The following is a 17,180-nucleotide window of genomic DNA, read 5'->3' as shown; positions in this document are numbered from 1 at the left end:
CCTCATGACCGTTCATACCTTCGTCCGTCTCCTGGCACTGCCTGCGATGCTGCTGTTCGCGCCGCTGGCGGTCGGCGCGGAGGCGAAGCTGGACATCCGCATCCGTCCGCCCGACGCCAGGCTCAAGGACAACGTCCAGGCCTACCTCGGCAGCCTCGGCGAGCGCGACGCCGAAGCCCTGCGGCGCTACAAGCCGATTGCCGAGAAGAGCGCGGAGCGCGCCCTGCAGGCGCTCGGCCATTACCGTTCGACCGTCTCCAGTCGGGTGATCGAGGGGCAGCCACCGGTGCTGCGCCTGCGCATCGAGGCCGGCCCACCGGTGCGGTTACGCGAGGTGGAGCTGCGGGTGGAGGGCGAAGCGGCGCGCCTCGACGCCTTTCGCATTCCCGATCCGCCGGCGCTGCAGGCCGGTGCGGTGCTCGACCAGGGGGCCTATGAGGATGCCAAGAAGCTGATCGAGAACCAGGCACTGCGCTTCGGTTTTTTCTCCGGTCATTTCGCGGCCCACGAGATACGCGTCGACCCGGACGCCGGCGCCGCCGATATCCACCTGGTCTACCAGAGCGGGCCGCGCTACAGCCTGGGCGACGTGACCTTCACAGGTGATCTCCCGGTCAACCGGGGGCTGCTGCGGCGCATGGTGCCTTTCGAGCCGGGCACGCTCTACGACACCGACCTGATCGCCCGGCTCAATAACGACCTGCGTGCCAGCGGCTACTTCGAAGACGTGCGGGTGGCGGCCGATCCGCAGACGGCCGAGAGCCAGCGCATACCGGTCACGGTCAACCTGACGCCGCGGGAGCCGCGTTCGCTCGGCCTGGGCCTGGGCTATTCCACCGATGTGGGGCCGCGGGCGCGGGCGACCTGGACACGCCACTGGGTCAACCCGGAGGGCCACAGCCTGGGGGGCGAGGTGGCGCTGTCGGCGCCTCGCCAGGAGATCGGCGCCTGGTACGAGGTGCCGTTGGACCCACCGCTCGGCGATCGCCTGCGCTTCTCCAGTGGCTTCCAGGACGAGCGGCTGGAGGATATCGACAGCCGTCGCTTCAATCTGCTCGGCCAGCGCCAGACCGATCTGGACAGCGGCTGGCAGCGCAGCCTGTCGCTGCGCTGGGAACGGGAGTGGTACCAGGTTGGCGATGACGATGCCGAGGTGAGCAACTTCGTCCTGCCGGGCATCGGCTTCGCCGTGACCCGCAGCGACCACCAGCTCGATCCAACCCACGGCTACCACCTGCAGGCGGACTTGGCCGTCGCCAAGCAGGACGTGCTTTCCGATGCCGACCTGCTGCGGGTGAACGCGGTCGCCAAGGCGCTGACCACCCTGGACGGCGGGCACCGCCTGCTCGGACGGGTGCAGGTCGGCGCCATTGCCACCAACGACTACCAGGCGATTCCACCCTCGTTGCGTTTCTTCGCCGGCGGCGACCAGAGCGTTCGCGGTTATGACTACCAGAGCCTGTCGCCCGAGGACCACCAAGGCAACAAGGTGGGCGGGCGCTACCTGCTGGCGCTGAGCGCCGAGTATCAATACCCGATCCGCGAACGCTGGCGCCTGGCCACCTTCGTTGACCATGGCAACGCCCTGGACTCCCTCGGCGAGCCGCTCAAGACCGGTGTCGGCATCGGTGTGCGCTGGGTGTCGCCGGTCGGACCGCTGCGCCTGGACCTGGCCCATGCCCTGGATGGCGACGGCGGTTTCCGCCTGCACTTTTCCATGGGGCCCGAGCCATGAGGCGAACGGCGGTCGGCCTGCTGCTGACCCTGCTGGGCCTGCTCCTTGCGCTGCTGCTGGGGATCGGCTCGCTGCTGGGCACTCAGGCGGGCAGCCGGTGGCTGCTGCAGCGGGTGCCGGCGTTGCAGGTCGAGGGCTTCCAGGGGCGTCTCGGCGGCAGTTGGCAGGCACAGCAGTTAACCTGGCAACAGGGCGGGACCAGCGTGCGTGTTGTGCAGCCGAAGGCGGTCCTGCGGGCGAGCTGCCTGTGGCGCCTGACCCTGTGCCTCGAACGGCTGGCCGCCGAGCGAGTGACGGTGGACCTGCCGGCGAGCACGCCGGGACCGCAGCCGTCGACAGGGCTCGCCGAGCTGGAACTGCCCGTGGCGGTGGAGGTCGCGCAGCTGGAGCTGGGTGAACTGGTGATCGACGGCCAGTCGCATCTGCAAGCGGCCCATTTGCGCGGCGAGTGGCGGGGAACCGGGCTCCACATCGAGCAGCTGCAAGTGCGCCGGGACGCGTGGCAGCTCGAACTGCAGGGCCAGTTCGATCCCCATGGCGACTGGCCGCTGCAGGCGACCGGCAAGCTACGCCTGCCGGCGCCTGACGGACAGGCCTGGCACGTCGATGTGCGGCTCGCCGGCAATCTGCGACAACGCTTGGCGGTGCAGGCGAACAGCCAGGGCTATCTGCAGGCCCGGTTGCAAGGCGGCGTGCGGCCACTGGACGAGCGGTTGCCGGCCGATCTCACACTGACCGTCGAGGATTTCGACCTGCCTTCGGCAATACGGCTGGAGACCCTGCAGCTGGAGCTGGCCGGGGACCAGCAGAAAGGTTACCGGCTGGCGGGGCAGGGGGCGCTGCAGGGCGCCGGCGGGGCTGTTGCCCTGGACCTGGACGGCCAGCTGGACAAGGCCGGGCTGAGCCTCGACGAGCTGCAGCTGACTGCCGACGAGCAGGGCCATCTGCGCCTGCAAGGGCGGCTCGACTGGCGCGATGGCCTCGCTGCGGAAGTCGTGCTCGATTGGCAGACGTTCCCCTGGCAACGCCTGTACCCGCCTGAACAGGACCTGCCGGTCGAACTGCGCCTGGCCCAGGCTCAGCTGAGTTATCGGGACCAAGGCTACCAGGGGCGCTTCGAGGCCCGGCTGCTCGGCCCGGCCGGCCCTTTTCGCCTGGCGAGCACGCTGGAGGGCGATTTGCGGGCGCTGCGTCTGCCCCAATTGCGGCTGGAGGCTGGCGGCGGAGGCGTCGAGGGCGACCTGGCGTTGGGTTTCGCTAATGGTCTGCGCTGGCAGGCCGACCTGGCGGTGCACGATCTCGACCCCGCCTATTGGCTGGCCGAGCTGCCGGGCCGGCTCGACGGCGTGCTCGACAGCAGCGGGAACCTGCACAACGGTGTGCTGGATGCGCAGGCGCAAGTGCAACTGAGTGGCCGCTTGCGTGGCCAGCCGAGCCGGGTGCAGGCCAAGCTGCAGAGTGATGGCGAGCGCGCCCAGGTGTCCGGGCTCGAGCTGCGCATGGGCGACAACCGCGTACAGGGCCATGCCAGCCTCGGCGAACATCTCGAGGGAGCGCTGCAGCTCGAACTGGATCGCCTCGCCCAGCTCTGGCCTGGGCTCTCGGGCAGCGCCGAAGGCAGCCTCTCGCTGTCCGGAAACCGACAGGCTCCAGCGGGCCGACTGCAGCTCAGCGGCCGGCAACTGGCGTTCGGCGAGCAGCGGGCGGCTGCCCTCAACCTCACTGCCCGGCTGGACGATGCGGGCGGCGGCTCGCTCGATCTGCTCGCCGAGGGCGTGCGTGCGGGCGGGCGCGAGCTGGGCAGGCTGCACGTCGAGGGCAGCGGCGACCGACAACGCCAGCACGCCGAGCTGAGCCTCACCGGTGGCCTGGCGGACCTGCAACTGGCCGTCAACGGCGGTTGGCAGGGCAACGACTGGCAGGGCCAGATCACTCACGGTGCGCTGGACAGTGGCGGATTGGATTGGCGGCTGACTCGACCGGCGGCCCTGCAGCGGCTGGCCGACGGCAGCCTGATGCTCGGCGAGCACTGCTGGCGCCATGCCGAGGCCAGCCTGTGTGGCAAGCGGCAGCGGCTATATCCGGAACCCCGACTGGCGTTCCGGTTGGAGGATTTCCCGCTGGCCAGCCTACAGCCCTGGTTGCCGCGGGACCTGGAATGGCAAGGCCGGCTGAATGCGCAGATCGATCTGGATCTCAGCGGCGCAGGGCCCAACGGCCAGGTCGAGGTGGATGCCGACGGCGGCCTGCTGCGCCTTCGCGAAGGCCAGCAGTGGCTGGAGTTTCCCTACCAAACCCTGCGCCTGGACAGTCGCTTGCAGCCCCAGGGTGTGGACAGCCGGCTACGCTTCGCCGGCGCGCGGCTGGGGGAGCTGCAGTTCGACCTGCACATCGACCCACGGTCGGCTGCCAAGCCCATTGACGGCGAGTTCCAGTTGAGCGGCTTCCAGCTCGGCGTGCTGCGGCCGTTCCTGCCCCGGGTCGAGCGCCTGGAGGGACGGCTGGAGGGTACTGGGCAACTGGGCGGAACCCTGCAAGAGCCGCGGGTCGACGGGCGGCTGAACCTCCGCGACGGCCAGGTTTCCGGCGGCGAACTGCCTACCACGCTGGAAAACCTTCAGCTACAGGTGACCATCGCCGGCGAGCGCGCCGAGCTGGAGGGCGGTTGGCGCGGTGGCGAGAACGGCGAGGGGCGGATCGACGGGCAGGTGGCCTGGGCGGGTGCGCCCGAGGTGGATATCCGCATTCGCGGCGACCACCTGCCGGTAATCGTCGAGCCCTATGCCGACCTGCAAGTGGCGCCGGACCTGCGCTTGCAGCTGGTGGAGCGGCAACTGGCACTGAGCGGCACGCTGGCCGTGCCGCGCGGGCGCATCACCATTCCCGAACTGCCGGAACATGCGGTGAAGGTGTCGGACGACGTGGTGCTGGTCGATACCGAGGTGCCGGAGGCCGAAGCGCTGGAGCTGCGCCTGGACGTCGATGTGGTGGTGGGCGAGGACCGTTTGCGCTTCAAGGGCTTCGGCCTGACCGGCGAGCTGTACGGGCAGCTGCATGTCGGCAACCGCATGCGCGTGCGCGGCGAACTGAACATGCGCGACGGCCGCTATCGTGCCTATGGTCAGCGGCTGGAGCTGCGCCGAGCGCGGCTGTTGTTCGCCGGTTCGCTGGAGCAGCCGTTCCTCGACATCGAAGCGGTGCGCCAGGTCGATGATGTCACCGTCGGCCTGCGTCTGAGCGGCCGCGCCGACCAGCCGCGCAGCGAACTGTTCTCGACGCCGGCGATGAGCCAGGAACAGGCGTTGTCCTACCTCGTGCTCGGGCGGCCGCTGGGTGGCAGCGGCGACCAGGATGTGGTCGGGCAGGCGGCCCTGGCCCTGGGGCTGGCGGGCAGCGCGCCGATTGCCAGCGGCCTGGCCAGTCGTCTCGGCATCGAGGACTTCCAGTTGGAGAAGCAGGGCAGCGGGCTGACCACCAGCGTGGTCGCCAGCGGCCAGCTCAGCGACCGGCTGAGCCTGCGCTATGGCGTCGGCCTGTTCGAACCGGTGAGCACGGTGGCGCTGCGCTATGAGCTGAGCAAGCGGCTCTATCTGGAAATCGCCAGTGGTCTGGCCAGTTCAGTCGATCTGTTCTATCGGCGAAATTTCTAGCCAGCGGGAGCACGCGACCTGTCTGGCCAGGGGCTTGCAGCGGCAATGGCAAGCCGGGGACGGTCGATGCGAGATATCAGCGATTGCCACTGCACGCTGTGCGGATATTCCGGCAATAATTCCGGAAAATGTAAGTTATGCCGGAAAAGCGTCCGTCCATTCGTGGCTAAACAGTGAAAACCACTAAGTATCCCTTCATATACTGGCGCCCCCTGCTGCCTGGGCGAGTCCGTTACCGGGAACTTGCCTGGCGTTGCCCGATCAGTTGTTCACTGAAATTGCCCCGCAGGCAATCGCAGCCAACTGAGCCTACCCGGCGATCGAGCAGGCGAGGGGCACCATCCTCGCGTCTACAACAACAATAAGGAGCCTTACATGGAATTCCTCAACACCCTGGTGAACAGTGTCAACGGCCTGGTCTGGGGGCCGCCCATGCTGGTGGCGATCCTCGGCACCGGTCTTTTCCTGATGTTCATGCTCAAATTCATGCCGCTGGCGAAGATCCCGGCGGGTTTCCGCCTGATGTGGCAGGGACGCGCCAAGGGCGACGCCAGCTCCGGCGAGATCAGCCCGTTCCAGGCGCTGATGACCACCCTGGCCGCCACCGTGGGTACCGGCAATATCGCCGGCGTGGCCACCGCGATCTTCCTCGGCGGCCCTGGCGCGCTGTTCTGGATGTGGTGCACCGCCCTGGTGGGCATGGCCACCAAGTACTGTGAAGTGGTGCTGGCCGTGCATTACCGCGAGAAGGACGACCGCGGCGAGCACGTCGGCGGGCCGATGTATGCGATCAAGAACGGCCTGGGCAAGAAGTGGGTCTGGCTGGGCACAGTGTTCGCCATCTTCGGCGGCCTCGCCGGCTTCGGCATCGGCAATATGGTGCAGGTCAACAGCATGGCGCTGGCCCTCGAAAGCACCTTCCACGTCCCGATGTGGGTGACCGGCGTGGCCTCCATGATCCTGGTCGGCCTGGTCATCCTCGGCGGCATCCAGCGCATCGGCAAGGTTGCCGCGACCCTGGTGCCGATCATGTGCGTGGCCTACATCATCGCCGCCATCGTGGTGCTGGTGGTCAATGTCTCCGCTATCCCGCAAGCCTTCGCGCTGATCTTCCACCATGCCTTCAGCCCGGCCGCAGCCACCGGCGGTTTTGCTGGCGCCGCGGTGATGGCGGCGATCCGCTACGGCGTGGCCCGCGGCATCTTCTCCAACGAAGCGGGCCTTGGTACCGCCGGTATCGCCCAGGCCGCTGGCACCACCGATAGCGCGGTGCGTTCCGGACTGATCGGCATGCTCGGTACTTTTATCGATACCCTGGTCATCTGCAGCCTGACCGGCCTGGCGATCATCTGCTCCGGCGTCTGGAGCAGCGGCCTGAGCAGCTCGGCGCTGTCGGCAGCGGCCTTCGAATCGGCCATGCCGGGCTTCGGCGGCGCGGTACTGACCGTCGCCCTGGTGGTCTTCGCCTTCACCACCATTCTCGGCTGGAGCTATTACGGCGAGAAGTGCTGGGAATTCCTGGTCGGCACCAAGTCGATCCTGCCGTTCCGCATCGTCTGGGTCGTGGCAGTGCCGTTCGGCGCCATCGCTCATCTGGAATTCGCCTGGCTGCTGGCCGACACCCTCAATGGCCTGATGGCATTGCCGAACCTGCTGGCGCTGCTGCTGCTGAGCCCGGTGGTGGTCAAGCTGACCAAGGATTATTTCGCCAAGGAACAATGTGTCGTGGGTCGGCAACGGGAAGTCTGACTTGGCGGTCAGGACATTTGCGCCTGACCGTGCTTAACTCGCTTTCTTCCCACACCAATGCACAGAGGAATGGTTCATGGCTCAAGTGACTCTCAAGGGCAACCCGGTACAAGTCGAAGGTCAACTGCCGCAGGCTGGCCAGCAGGCCCCGGCATTCAGCCTGGTCGGCCTCGATCTGAACGACGCTGCGCTGAGCAGCTTTGCCGGCAAGCGCAAGGTGCTGAACATCTTCCCCAGCGTGGATACTCCCACCTGCGCCACCTCGGTTCGTAAATTCAACGCCGAGGCGAGCAAGCTGGCCAACACCGTGGTGCTGTGCATCTCCGCCGACCTGCCGTTCGCCCAGAAGCGTTTCTGCGGCGCCGAAGGGCTGGAGAACGTCGTGAACCTGTCGACCATGCGCGGCGGCGCGTTCCTCAAGGACTACGGCGTAGCCATCGCCAACGGCCCGCTGGCCGGTGTCGCGGCCCGTGCCGTGGTGGTGCTGGATGAAAACGACAAGGTGCTGCACAGCGAGCTGGTTTCTGAAATCGGCAACGAGCCGAACTACGAAGCCGCCATCGCCGCGCTGAAGTAAGCACACAGGCGAGAAACATCCCGAAACGGCCTGCTCAAAGCAGGCCGTTTTTTTATGCGCGTCATGCACTTAGCCGAGTAAAGCGAAGGTAAAAAGGCGGTAAAGGCACTTTGCTTGGCGACTGCCACTGCTTATCGTGCACGCTCCTTTTGCTGCGAACCGCTGATATGTCCGTTTCCGCCCCGTCCCATGCCTCTCGCTCCTCCCGTCGCTGGTTGCTACCGGCCCTTGGCCTGGCCGCATTGGCGCTTGTGCTGTGGTGGTTCTGGCCGCAACCGCCGGAACAACCGAAAGGTGGTCGGGGGCGCTTTGGCGGCGGCGAGTTTGGCGGACCGGTACCGGTACGAGTGGCGCCGGCAGAGCAGGGCGACTTCGCCGTCGAGCTGAAGGCGCTCGGCACCGTGACGGCGTTCAACACGGTGAACGTGCGCAGCCGCGTCGACGGCGAGCTGGTCAAGGTGCTGTTCGAGGAAGGGCAGCGGGTCAAGGCCGGCGAGCTGCTGGCGGTGATCGACCCGCGCCGCTATGAAGTGGCGCTGCAGCAGGCCGAAGGTGCCTTGCAGCAAAGCCGCGCGCAGTTGCAGAACGCCGAGATCGACCTCAAGCGCTATCGCGGCCTGTACGCCGAGGACTCCATCGCCAAGCAGGCCCTGGACACCCAGGAAGCGCTGGTCAACCAGTACCGCGGCACTGTCAAGACCAACCAGGCGGCGGTCAACGACGCCAAGCTCGACCTGCAGTTCACCCAGATCCGCGCGCCCATCGACGGCCGCCTCGGCCTGCGCCAGGTGGACGTCGGCAACCTGGTCAGCGCCGGCGACGCCACACCGCTGGTGACCATTACCCAGACCCAGCCGATTTCGGTCAGCTTCACCTTGCCGGAGGGCGAACTGCCGCAAGTGCAGCAGGCGCGCAAGGCGGACCCGCAGTCGCTGCTGGTCGAAGCCTGGGACCGCAGCGAGAAGCAGCGCCTGGCTGAAGGCGGCCTGCAAAGCCTGGACAACCAGATCGATCTGGCCACCGGCACGGTCAAGCTCAAGGCGCGTTTCGAGAACGCCGAGGAAACTCTGTTCCCCAACCAGTTCGTCAACGTGCGCCTGCGCGTGCGCACCCGCGAACAGGCCACGCTGATTCCCTCGGCGGCCTTGCAATATGGCTCCCGGGGGACCTTCGTGTATCTGCTCAAGGACGATTCGACGGTGGTGGTGACGCCGGTGCAGGCCGGCCCCAGCAATGGTGAGCGCACCCTGATCGAAAGCGGCGTCGCGGTTGGCGACCGCCTGGTGCTGGAGGGCACCGACCGGCTCAAAGACGGCGCCAAGGTCGAAGTGATCGGCGATGAGCCGACGGTCGCCAAACCGCAAGCCGACAAGCAGCCGAAGCGCGACGCATGAACCTGTCGCGCACCTTTATTCTGCGGCCGGTGGCCACCACGCTGGTGATGCTGGCGATCTTCCTCAGCGGCATCATCGCCTACCGCCTGCTGCCGGTATCGGCGCTGCCCGAGGTGGACTACCCGACCATTCGCGTGCTCACGCTGTATCCTGGCGCCAGCCCGGAAGTGATGACCAGCGCGGTGACCGCGCCGCTGGAGCGCCAGCTGGGGCAGATGCCGGGGCTCAAGCAGATGTCCTCGACAAGTTCCGGCGGCGCTTCGGTGATCACCCTGCGCTTCAACCTGGAAGTGGCGCTGGATATCGCCGAGCAGGAAGTGCAGGCGGCGATCAACGGCGCCACCAATCTGCTGCCCAACGACCTGCCGGCACCGCCGGTGTACAACAAGGTCAACCCGGCCGACACCCCGGTGCTGACCCTGGCTATCACCTCCGCAACCTTGCCGCTGCCGCAGGTGCATGATCTGGTCGACACGCGCATGGCCCAGAAAATCGCGCAGATCAGCGGCGTCGGTCTGGTCACTCTGGCGGGCGGCCAGCGTCCGGCGGTACGCATCCGCGTCAATCCCGAGGCGCTGGCCGCCTATGGCTTAAACCTGTCCGACGTGCGCACGCTGATCGGCAAGTCCAACGTCAACCAGCCCAAGGGCAACTTCGACGGCCCGACGCGGGTGTCGCAACTCGATGCCAATGACCAACTCAAGTCCGCCGAGGAATACCGCGAGCTGATCGTCAGCTACCAGAACGGCGCCGCGCTGCGCCTGAAGGACGTAGCGCAGATCGTCGATGGCGCGGAGAACGAGCGCCTGGCCGCCTGGGCCGACCGCCAGCAGGCGGTGCTACTGAATATCCAGCGCCAGCCTGGCGCCAACGTGATCGAGGTGGTCGAGCGCATCCAGCAATTGCTGCCGCAGATCACCGCCGGCTTGCCGGCCAACGTAGAGGTGACGCTGCTGTCCGACCGCACCCAGACCATTCGCGCGGCGGTGCATGACGTGCAGTTCGAGCTGCTGCTGGCGGTGGCGCTGGTGGTGCTGGTGACGTTCCTGTTTCTGCGCAAGCTGTCGGCCACGGTGATTCCATCGATCGCCGTGCCGCTGTCGCTGATCGGCACCTTCGGCGTGATGTACCTGGCCGGTTTTTCGATCAACAACCTGACGCTGATGGCGCTGACCATCGCCACCGGCTTCGTGGTCGACGATGCCATCGTCATGCTGGAGAACATCGCCCGCCACCTGGAGCAGGGCGAGACGCCGTTGAACGCCGCGCTCAAGGGCGCCAGACAGATCGGTTTCACCCTGATCTCGCTGACCTTCTCGCTGATCGCCGTGCTGATCCCGCTGCTGTTCATGGCCGACGTGGTCGGCCGGCTGTTCCGCGAGTTCGCCATCACCCTGGCGGTGGCCATCCTGATTTCCCTGGTGATTTCACTGACGCTGACGCCGATGATGTGCGCACGCCTGCTCAAGGCGGAAAAGGACCAGGAACAGGGACGCTTCTACCGCGCGGCCGGTGCCTTTATCGACGGCATGATCGAGCGCTACGGCCAGGGCTTGCAGTGGGTGTTGCGGCATCAAACGCTGACCCTGCTGGCTGCGGTGGCCACCCTCGGCCTCACCGTGCTGCTGTACCTGGCGGTGCCCAAGGGCTTTTTCCCGGTGCAGGACACCGGGCTGATCCAGGGTATTTCCGAAGCGCCACAGACCGTCTCGTTCCGCGCCATGAGCGAGCGCCAGCAGCGCCTGGCCGAGGTGATCCTGGGTGACCCTGCGGTGGCCAGCCTGTCGTCCTACATCGGTGTCGACGGCGACAACCCGACGCTGAACAGCGGCCGGCTGCTGATCAACCTCAAGCCCCACGGCGAGCGCGACCTGACCGCCAGCGAGGTGATCGAGCGCCTGCGCCCGCAACTGGCCGGTCTACCGGGCATCCAGCTGTACCTGCAACCGGTGCAAGATCTGACCATCGAGGACCGGGTCAGCCGTACCCAGTTCCAGTTCAGCCTGGAGTCGCCGGACACCGAGCTGCTGGAGGCCTGGACACCGAAGCTGGTGGAGGCGCTGCGTGAGCAGCCGCAGCTCACCGATGTCGCCAGCGATTTGCAGACCCGCGGCCTGCAGGTGTTCCTCGATATCGACCGCGATGTAGCGGGACGCCTCGGCGTCAGCGTCGCGGATATCGACAACGCGCTCTACGACGCCTTCGGCCAGCGGCAGATCTCGACCATCTTCACCCAGGCCAGCCAGTACCGCGTGGTGCTGGAAACCCAGGCCGCCGACCGGCTTGGCCCCGACGCGCTGCGTCAGGTGCATGTGGCCACCGCCGAGGGCGGGCAGGTGCCGCTGTCGTCGTTGGCGCGCATCGACCAGCGCGCCACACGCCTGCTGATCAACCACATCGGCCAGTTCCCGGCGACCACGGTGTCGTTCAACCTGGCGCCCGGTGTGGCGCTGGGCGAGGCGGTCGAGGTGATCGAACGGGTGCAGCACGAAATAGGCCTGCCCGGCGGAATCCAGACGCGCTTTCAGGGCGCCGCGGAGGCGTTCCGCGCCTCGCTGTCGAGCACGCTGCTGCTGATCCTCGCCGCCATCGTCACCATGTACATCGTGCTCGGCGTGCTCTATGAAAGCTTCATCCACCCGGTGACCATCCTCTCCACACTGCCCTCAGCCGGCGTCGGCGCGCTGCTGGCGCTGCTGCTGACCAGCAACGATCTGGGGTTGATCGCCATCATTGGCATCATCCTGCTGATCGGCATCGTCAAGAAGAATGCGATCATGATGATCGACTTCGCCCTCGACGCCGAACGCACCCAGGGCATGGCGCCCGAGGCGGCGATCTACCAGGCCGCGCTGCTGCGCTTCCGGCCGATCCTGATGACCACCCTGGCGGCGCTGTTCGGTGCCGTGCCGCTGATGTTCGCCAGCGGCTCCGGCGCAGAGCTTCGCCAGCCGCTGGGCCTGGTGATGGTCGGCGGTCTGCTGGTCAGCCAGGTGCTGACGCTGTTCACCACGCCGGTGATCTACCTGTATTTCGACCGGATATCGCGGCGCCTGCTGGGACGCAGCGCGGCGGGAGTGGCAGCGTGAACCTGTCGGCGCCGTTCATCCTGCGCCCGGTCGCCACCCTGTTGCTGAGCCTGGCGATCCTGCTGCTCGGCGGGGTGAGCTTCGGCTTGTTGCCGGTGGCGCCGCTACCGAAGATGGATTTCCCGGCGATCACCGTGCAGGCCAGCCTGCCCGGCGCCAGCCCGCAGGTGATGGCGGCCACTGTGGCGACACCGCTGGAGCGCTCCCTCGGCACCATCGCCGGGATCAGCGAGATGACCAGCCGCAGCAGCCAGGGCAGCACCCGGATCATCCTGCTATTCGATATCGACCGCGATATCGACGCCGCCGCCCGCGAGGTGCAGGCAGCGATCAATGCTGCGCGCAAACTGCTGCCCAGCGGCATGCGCAGCATGCCCAGCTACCGCAAGGTCAATCCGTCACAGGCGCCGATCATGGTGCTGTCGCTGACCAGCGAGGTGCTGAACAAGGGCCAGCTGTACGACGTTGCCTCGACCATCCTGGCGCAGAAGCTGTCCCAGGTCAGCGGGGTCGGCGAGGTTCAGATCGGCGGCAGCTCGCTGCCGGCTGTACGCGTATCGCTGCAACCACGCCTGCTCGACCAGTACGGCATCGCCCTCGACGAGGTGCGCCAGGCCATCGCCGACGCCACTGGCCAACGGCCCAAGGGCGCGGTGGAAAACGACGCCCGACACTGGTTGGTGCAGGCCAACGACCAACTGGAGCGTGCTGCCGACTACGCGCCGCTGATCATTCGCCAGGAGAACGGTGCCAGTGTGCGTCTGGGCGACGTGGCCAGCGTCGTCGACGGCGTCGAGGATCGCTACAACAGCGGGTTCTACAACGACAACGAAGCTGTGCTGCTGGTGATCAACCGCCAGTCCGGCGCCAATATCATTGAGACCATCGCCGATATCCGCGCGCAGTTGCCGGCATTGCGCGAGGTGATCCCGGCCAGCGTCAAGCTGGAGGTGGCGATGGACCGCTCGCCGGTGATCCGCGCCACCCTGCACGAAGCCGAGCGCACGCTGCTGATTGCCGTGGCCCTGGTGATCCTGGTGGTCTACGTCTTTCTCGGCCGCTGGCGCGCGGCGCTGATTCCGGCGCTGGCGGTGCCGGTGTCGCTGGTCGGCACCTTCGCCGTGATGTACCTGTGGGATTTCTCGTTGAACAACCTGTCGCTGATGGCGCTGATCATCGCCACCGGCCTGGTGGTGGACGATGCCATCGTGGTGCTGGAGAACATCTCGCGGCATATCGACAACGGCGAGAAGCCGCTGCAGGCGGCGCTGAAAGGCTCGCGCGAGGTGGGCTTCACGCTATTGTCGATGAACCTGTCGCTGGTCGCGGTGTTCGTCTCCATCCTCTTCGTTGGCGGCATCGCCGAGCGGCTGTTCCGCGAGTTCTCCATCACCCTGGCGGTGGCGATCATCATCTCTTTGCTGGTGTCGCTGACGCTGACGCCGATGCTTTGCGCGCGCTGGTTGAAGGCCGAGGCCAAGCGCGAGCCGGGGCCGCTGCAGCGTTTCGGCGCGCGCCTGCAAACGCGGGTGCTGGAGGGTTACCGGCGCAGCCTGGAGTGGGCGCTGGCGCACTCGCGGCTGATGCTGCTCGGCCTGCTGGCGACCATCGGCCTCAACCTGTACCTGTACGTCGCGGTGCCGAAGACCTTTATGCCGCAGCAGGACACCGGCCAGTTGATCGGCTTTATCCGCGGCGACGACGGTCTGTCGTTCCAGGTGATGCAGCCGAAGATGGAAATCTACCGTCGCGCGGTGCTCGCCGATCCGGCGGTGGAAAGCGTGGCCGGCTTCATCGGCGGCAATGGCGGCATCAACAATGCCTTTATGATCGTGCGCCTGAAGCCCATCGACGAGCGCGGTGTATCGGCCCAGGACGTGATCGAGCGGCTACGCAAGACCGTGCCCAAGGTACCGGGCGGGCGCATGTTCCTGATGCCCGACCAGGACCTGCAGTTCGGCGGCCGTCAGGGACGCAGCTCGGACAACGAATACGTACTGCTGGCCAGCGATCTGGACGACCTGCGCGTCTGGCTGCCGAAGGTGCGCGATGCCCTGGCTGCCTTGCCGGAGCTGACCGATATCGACGCCAACGAAGGCGAGGGCGCCCAGCAGGTCAGCCTGGTGATCGACCGCGACACCGCCAAGCGCCTGGGCGTGGACATGGCGATGGTCACTTCGGTGCTGAACAACGCGTTCAGCCAGCGCCAGATCGCCACCATCTACGACAGCCTCAACCAGTACAGCGTGGTCATGGAAGTCGACCCGCGCTACGCGCAAAACCCGGAAGTGCTGGATCAGGTGCAACTGATCGGCGCCGACGGCGCGCGCGTGCCGCTGTCAGCCTTCGCTCGCTGGGAGCGCAGCCTGGAGGAAGACCGGGTCAACCACCAGGGCCAGTTCGCCGCGGAGAGCATCGGTTTCTCCCTAGCCCCGGACGTGACCCTGGAGCAGGCCAGCGCCGCCATCGAACAGGCGGTGGCTCGGGTCGGCCTGCCGACCGAGGTGCAAGGCATGCTTGGCGGCACCGGCGGCGCCTTCCAACAGGCGGCCGAGGGCCAGCCGCTGATGATCTTCGCCGCGTTGCTGGTGGTCTACATCGTGCTCGGCGTGCTTTACGAGAGCTATATCCACCCGCTGACGATCCTCTCGACGCTGCCGTCAGCCGGCGTCGGTGCGCTGCTGGCGATTCTGCTGGTGGGCGGGGAGTTCAGCCTGATCTCGCTGCTCGGGTTGTTCTTGCTGATCGGCGTGGTGAAGAAGAACGCCATCCTGATGATCGACCTGGCGCTGCAACTGGAGCGCCAGGAGCAGTTGAGCCCGGAGGAGTCGATCCGCCGCGCCTGCCTGCTGCGCTTCCGGCCGATCATCATGACCACCCTGGCGGCGATCCTCGGCGCGCTACCGTTGATCCTGTCCAGCGCCGAGGGCGCGGAAATGCGCCAGCCGCTGGGCATCGCCATCGTTGGCGGGCTCGTGCTCAGCCAGTTGCTGACGCTCTACACCACCCCGGTGGTTTACCTGTATTTCGACCGCCTGCGCCACCGCTTCAACCGCTGGCGCGGCGTGCGTAGCGATGCTGCCCTGGATACCCCGTTATGAATGCCTCGACCCTGCGTCCGCTGTACCTCGCCATCGCCGTGCTCAGCCTGGGTGCCTGCACCCTGGGCCCTGACTATCAGCGGCCGGCCCTGGAGATCCCCGCCGAATTCCGCTATGCCGAGGGTTGGACACAGGCGCAGCCGGCCGATGCCCTGGCCCGTGGGGCCTGGTGGGAGCTGTATGGCGATGCCGAGCTGAACGAGCTGATCAGCAAGCTCAATGTCGACAACCAGAACCTCGCCGCCGCCGAGGCGCAATACCGCGAGGCCCGTGCCCTGGTACGCGGTGCGCGGGCGAGCTTTTACCCGAGCCTGTCCGGCAGCGGCGGGGTGACGCGTTCCGGCCAGGGCGCGGGCTCCAATAGCACCCTGGGCAACGCCAGCTCGGTGGGCAACAGCTATGAATTGGGCCTCAACGCCGCGTGGGAACTGGACCTCTGGGGCAAGCTGCGCCGCGGCCTGGAGTCCAGCCGGGCCGGTGCCGCCGCCAGCGCCGCCGACCTGGCCGCCGCACGCCTGAGCCTGCAATCCGAACTGGCGCAGAACTACCTGCAACTGCGCGTGCTGGATGAACAGAAACGCCTGCTCGATGCCACCGTGGCGGCCTATGCGCGGGCGTTGAAACTGACCGAAAACCAGTACCGCGCCGGCATAGTGCCGCGCTCCGACGTGGCCCAGGCGCAGACCCAGCTGAAAAGCACCCAGGCCCAGGCCATCGACCTCGAATGGCAGCGCGCGCAGCGGGAGCACGCCATCGCCGTGCTGACCGGCGCCGCGCCGGGCTCGTTGCGCATTTCGGTGCGCGAAGAGCTACCGCAGTTGCCTGCGATTCCCCCGGCGCTGCCTTCGCAACTGCTGCAACGCCGACCGGACATTGCCGCCGCCGAACGCCGGGTAGCCGCCGCCAATGCCGAGATCGGCGTGGCCGAAGCGGCCTGGTACCCGGACCTGACGCTCTCGGCCAGCGGCGGTTACCGCAACAGCAGCTTCGCCGACCTGATCAGCGTGCCCAACCGCTTCTGGTCCCTGGGCCCGGCGCTGGCGCTCAAGCTGTTCGACGGCGGCGCCCGCCGCGCCGAGCTGGAGCGGGCCGAGGCCAGCTACGACCAGACCGTGGCGCAATACCGCCAGGCCGTGCTGGACAGCTTCCGCGAAGTGGAAGACTACCTGGTGCAGCTCGCGGTATTCGAACGCGAGGCCGTGGTGCAGCAGGAGGCACTGGAGTCCGCCCGCGAATCCCTGCGCCTGATCGACAACCAGTACCGTGCCGGCACGGTGGACTACAACAGCGTGGTCAACGTGCAGGCCACCGCGCTGAACAACGAACGCACGGCGCTGACCCTGCTCGGCAACCGCCTGACCGCCAGCGTGCAACTGATTGCCGCGCTGGGCGGCAACTGGAATTCGGACCGGTCTGCGACGGATACGGAGTAGAGCTGGTTGGGGCCACCCCCTTGCGTCTCTTGCTTGAGCATCTACGGGAACCACTGGACCCCGGCCTTCGCCGGGGCGACGGGCTGGGTAGAGTGAAGCCGGGCTGTGCCTTCTGCGCGCTGTTATCAGGCGGCGGTAGGCCACGGCGGGGCGGCGACTACGGCGGACCAACACCACCGTCATACCGGCGCAGGCCGGTATCCAGTGCCAAGCAACCCGGTGGCCATTGAGTCCGGCGGAAACCAAGGCACTGCGACTGGACCCCGGCCTTCGCCGGGGAGACGGGCTGGGTAGCGTGAAGCCGGGCTGTGCCTTCTGCGCGCTGTGGTCAGGCGGCGGTAGGCCATGGCAGGCAGGCGCCTACGGCGACAAGCCCCACCGTCATACCGGCGCAGGCCGGTATCCAGTGCCAAGCAACTCGGTGGCCATTGAGTCCGGCGGAAACCAAGGCA

8 protein-coding genes are annotated in these 17,180 nt (G+C 67.0%); all 8 read left to right on the top strand.

Annotated features, from left to right (window positions below; translation table 11 throughout):
- Window positions 1–4: 4 nt before the first annotated feature.
- The 8 genes from ACWKV7_RS00200 to ACWKV7_RS00165 all read left to right on the top strand — a co-directional run bounded on the left by ACWKV7_RS00200 (window position 5) and on the right by ACWKV7_RS00165 (window position 16,728).
- Complete coding sequence (locus ACWKV7_RS00200) at window positions 5–1,735, top strand: autotransporter assembly complex protein TamA (protein WP_483855617.1); 1,731 nt, start codon at window positions 5–7, stop codon at window positions 1,733–1,735.
- The gene (locus ACWKV7_RS00195; protein ID WP_483855616.1) at window positions 1,732–5,385 is read left to right on the top strand and encodes a translocation/assembly module TamB domain-containing protein; all 3,654 of its coding nucleotides are present in this window, start codon (window positions 1,732–1,734) and stop codon (window positions 5,383–5,385) included. Before ACWKV7_RS00200 ends, ACWKV7_RS00195 begins: the two co-directional genes overlap by 4 nt.
- Before the next feature lie 375 nt (window positions 5,386–5,760).
- Window positions 5,761–7,134 (top strand): alanine/glycine:cation symporter family protein, encoded by a 1,374-nt coding sequence (locus ACWKV7_RS00190; RefSeq protein WP_483855615.1) that lies wholly within the window; start codon window positions 5,761–5,763, stop codon window positions 7,132–7,134.
- A 76-nt stretch (window positions 7,135–7,210) separates the two neighbouring features.
- The gene (gene tpx, locus ACWKV7_RS00185; protein ID WP_483855614.1) at window positions 7,211–7,711 is read left to right on the top strand and encodes a thiol peroxidase; all 501 of its coding nucleotides are present in this window, start codon (window positions 7,211–7,213) and stop codon (window positions 7,709–7,711) included.
- A 167-nt stretch (window positions 7,712–7,878) separates the two neighbouring features.
- Window positions 7,879–9,105 (top strand): MdtA/MuxA family multidrug efflux RND transporter periplasmic adaptor subunit, encoded by a 1,227-nt coding sequence (locus ACWKV7_RS00180; protein WP_483855613.1) that lies wholly within the window; start codon window positions 7,879–7,881, stop codon window positions 9,103–9,105.
- A complete protein-coding gene (locus ACWKV7_RS00175; protein WP_483855612.1) occupies window positions 9,102–12,194 on the top strand; it encodes an MdtB/MuxB family multidrug efflux RND transporter permease subunit in 3,093 nt (1,030 codons plus the stop codon). The genes ACWKV7_RS00180 and ACWKV7_RS00175 overlap by 4 nt, the downstream gene beginning before the upstream one ends.
- Complete coding sequence (locus ACWKV7_RS00170) at window positions 12,191–15,295, top strand: multidrug efflux RND transporter permease subunit (RefSeq protein ID WP_483855611.1); 3,105 nt, start codon at window positions 12,191–12,193, stop codon at window positions 15,293–15,295. Before ACWKV7_RS00175 ends, ACWKV7_RS00170 begins: the two co-directional genes overlap by 4 nt.
- Window positions 15,292–16,728: an efflux transporter outer membrane subunit gene (locus tag ACWKV7_RS00165; protein WP_483855610.1), complete on the top strand. Its 1,437-nt coding sequence runs from the start codon at window positions 15,292–15,294 to the stop codon at window positions 16,726–16,728. Before ACWKV7_RS00170 ends, ACWKV7_RS00165 begins: the two co-directional genes overlap by 4 nt.
- Window positions 16,729–17,180 lie beyond the last annotated feature (452 nt).

The sequence above is a fragment of the Zestomonas ipomoeae genome, from assembly GCF_057128665.1.
Note: the sequence above shows the minus strand (reverse complement) of the source record. Positions and strands in the feature narration are given on the sequence as shown.

Coding starts and splice junctions, on each gene's coding strand:
- ACWKV7_RS00200 (WP_483855617.1), top strand. CDS start 5: ATGACCGTTCATACCTTCGTCCGTCTCCTGGCACTGCCTGCGATGCTG.
- ACWKV7_RS00195 (WP_483855616.1), top strand. CDS start 1,732: ATGAGGCGAACGGCGGTCGGCCTGCTGCTGACCCTGCTGGGCCTGCTC.
- ACWKV7_RS00190 (WP_483855615.1), top strand. CDS start 5,761: ATGGAATTCCTCAACACCCTGGTGAACAGTGTCAACGGCCTGGTCTGG.
- tpx (WP_483855614.1), top strand. CDS start 7,211: ATGGCTCAAGTGACTCTCAAGGGCAACCCGGTACAAGTCGAAGGTCAA.
- ACWKV7_RS00180 (WP_483855613.1), top strand. CDS start 7,879: ATGTCCGTTTCCGCCCCGTCCCATGCCTCTCGCTCCTCCCGTCGCTGG.
- ACWKV7_RS00175 (WP_483855612.1), top strand. CDS start 9,102: ATGAACCTGTCGCGCACCTTTATTCTGCGGCCGGTGGCCACCACGCTG.
- ACWKV7_RS00165 (WP_483855610.1), top strand. CDS start 15,292: ATGAATGCCTCGACCCTGCGTCCGCTGTACCTCGCCATCGCCGTGCTC.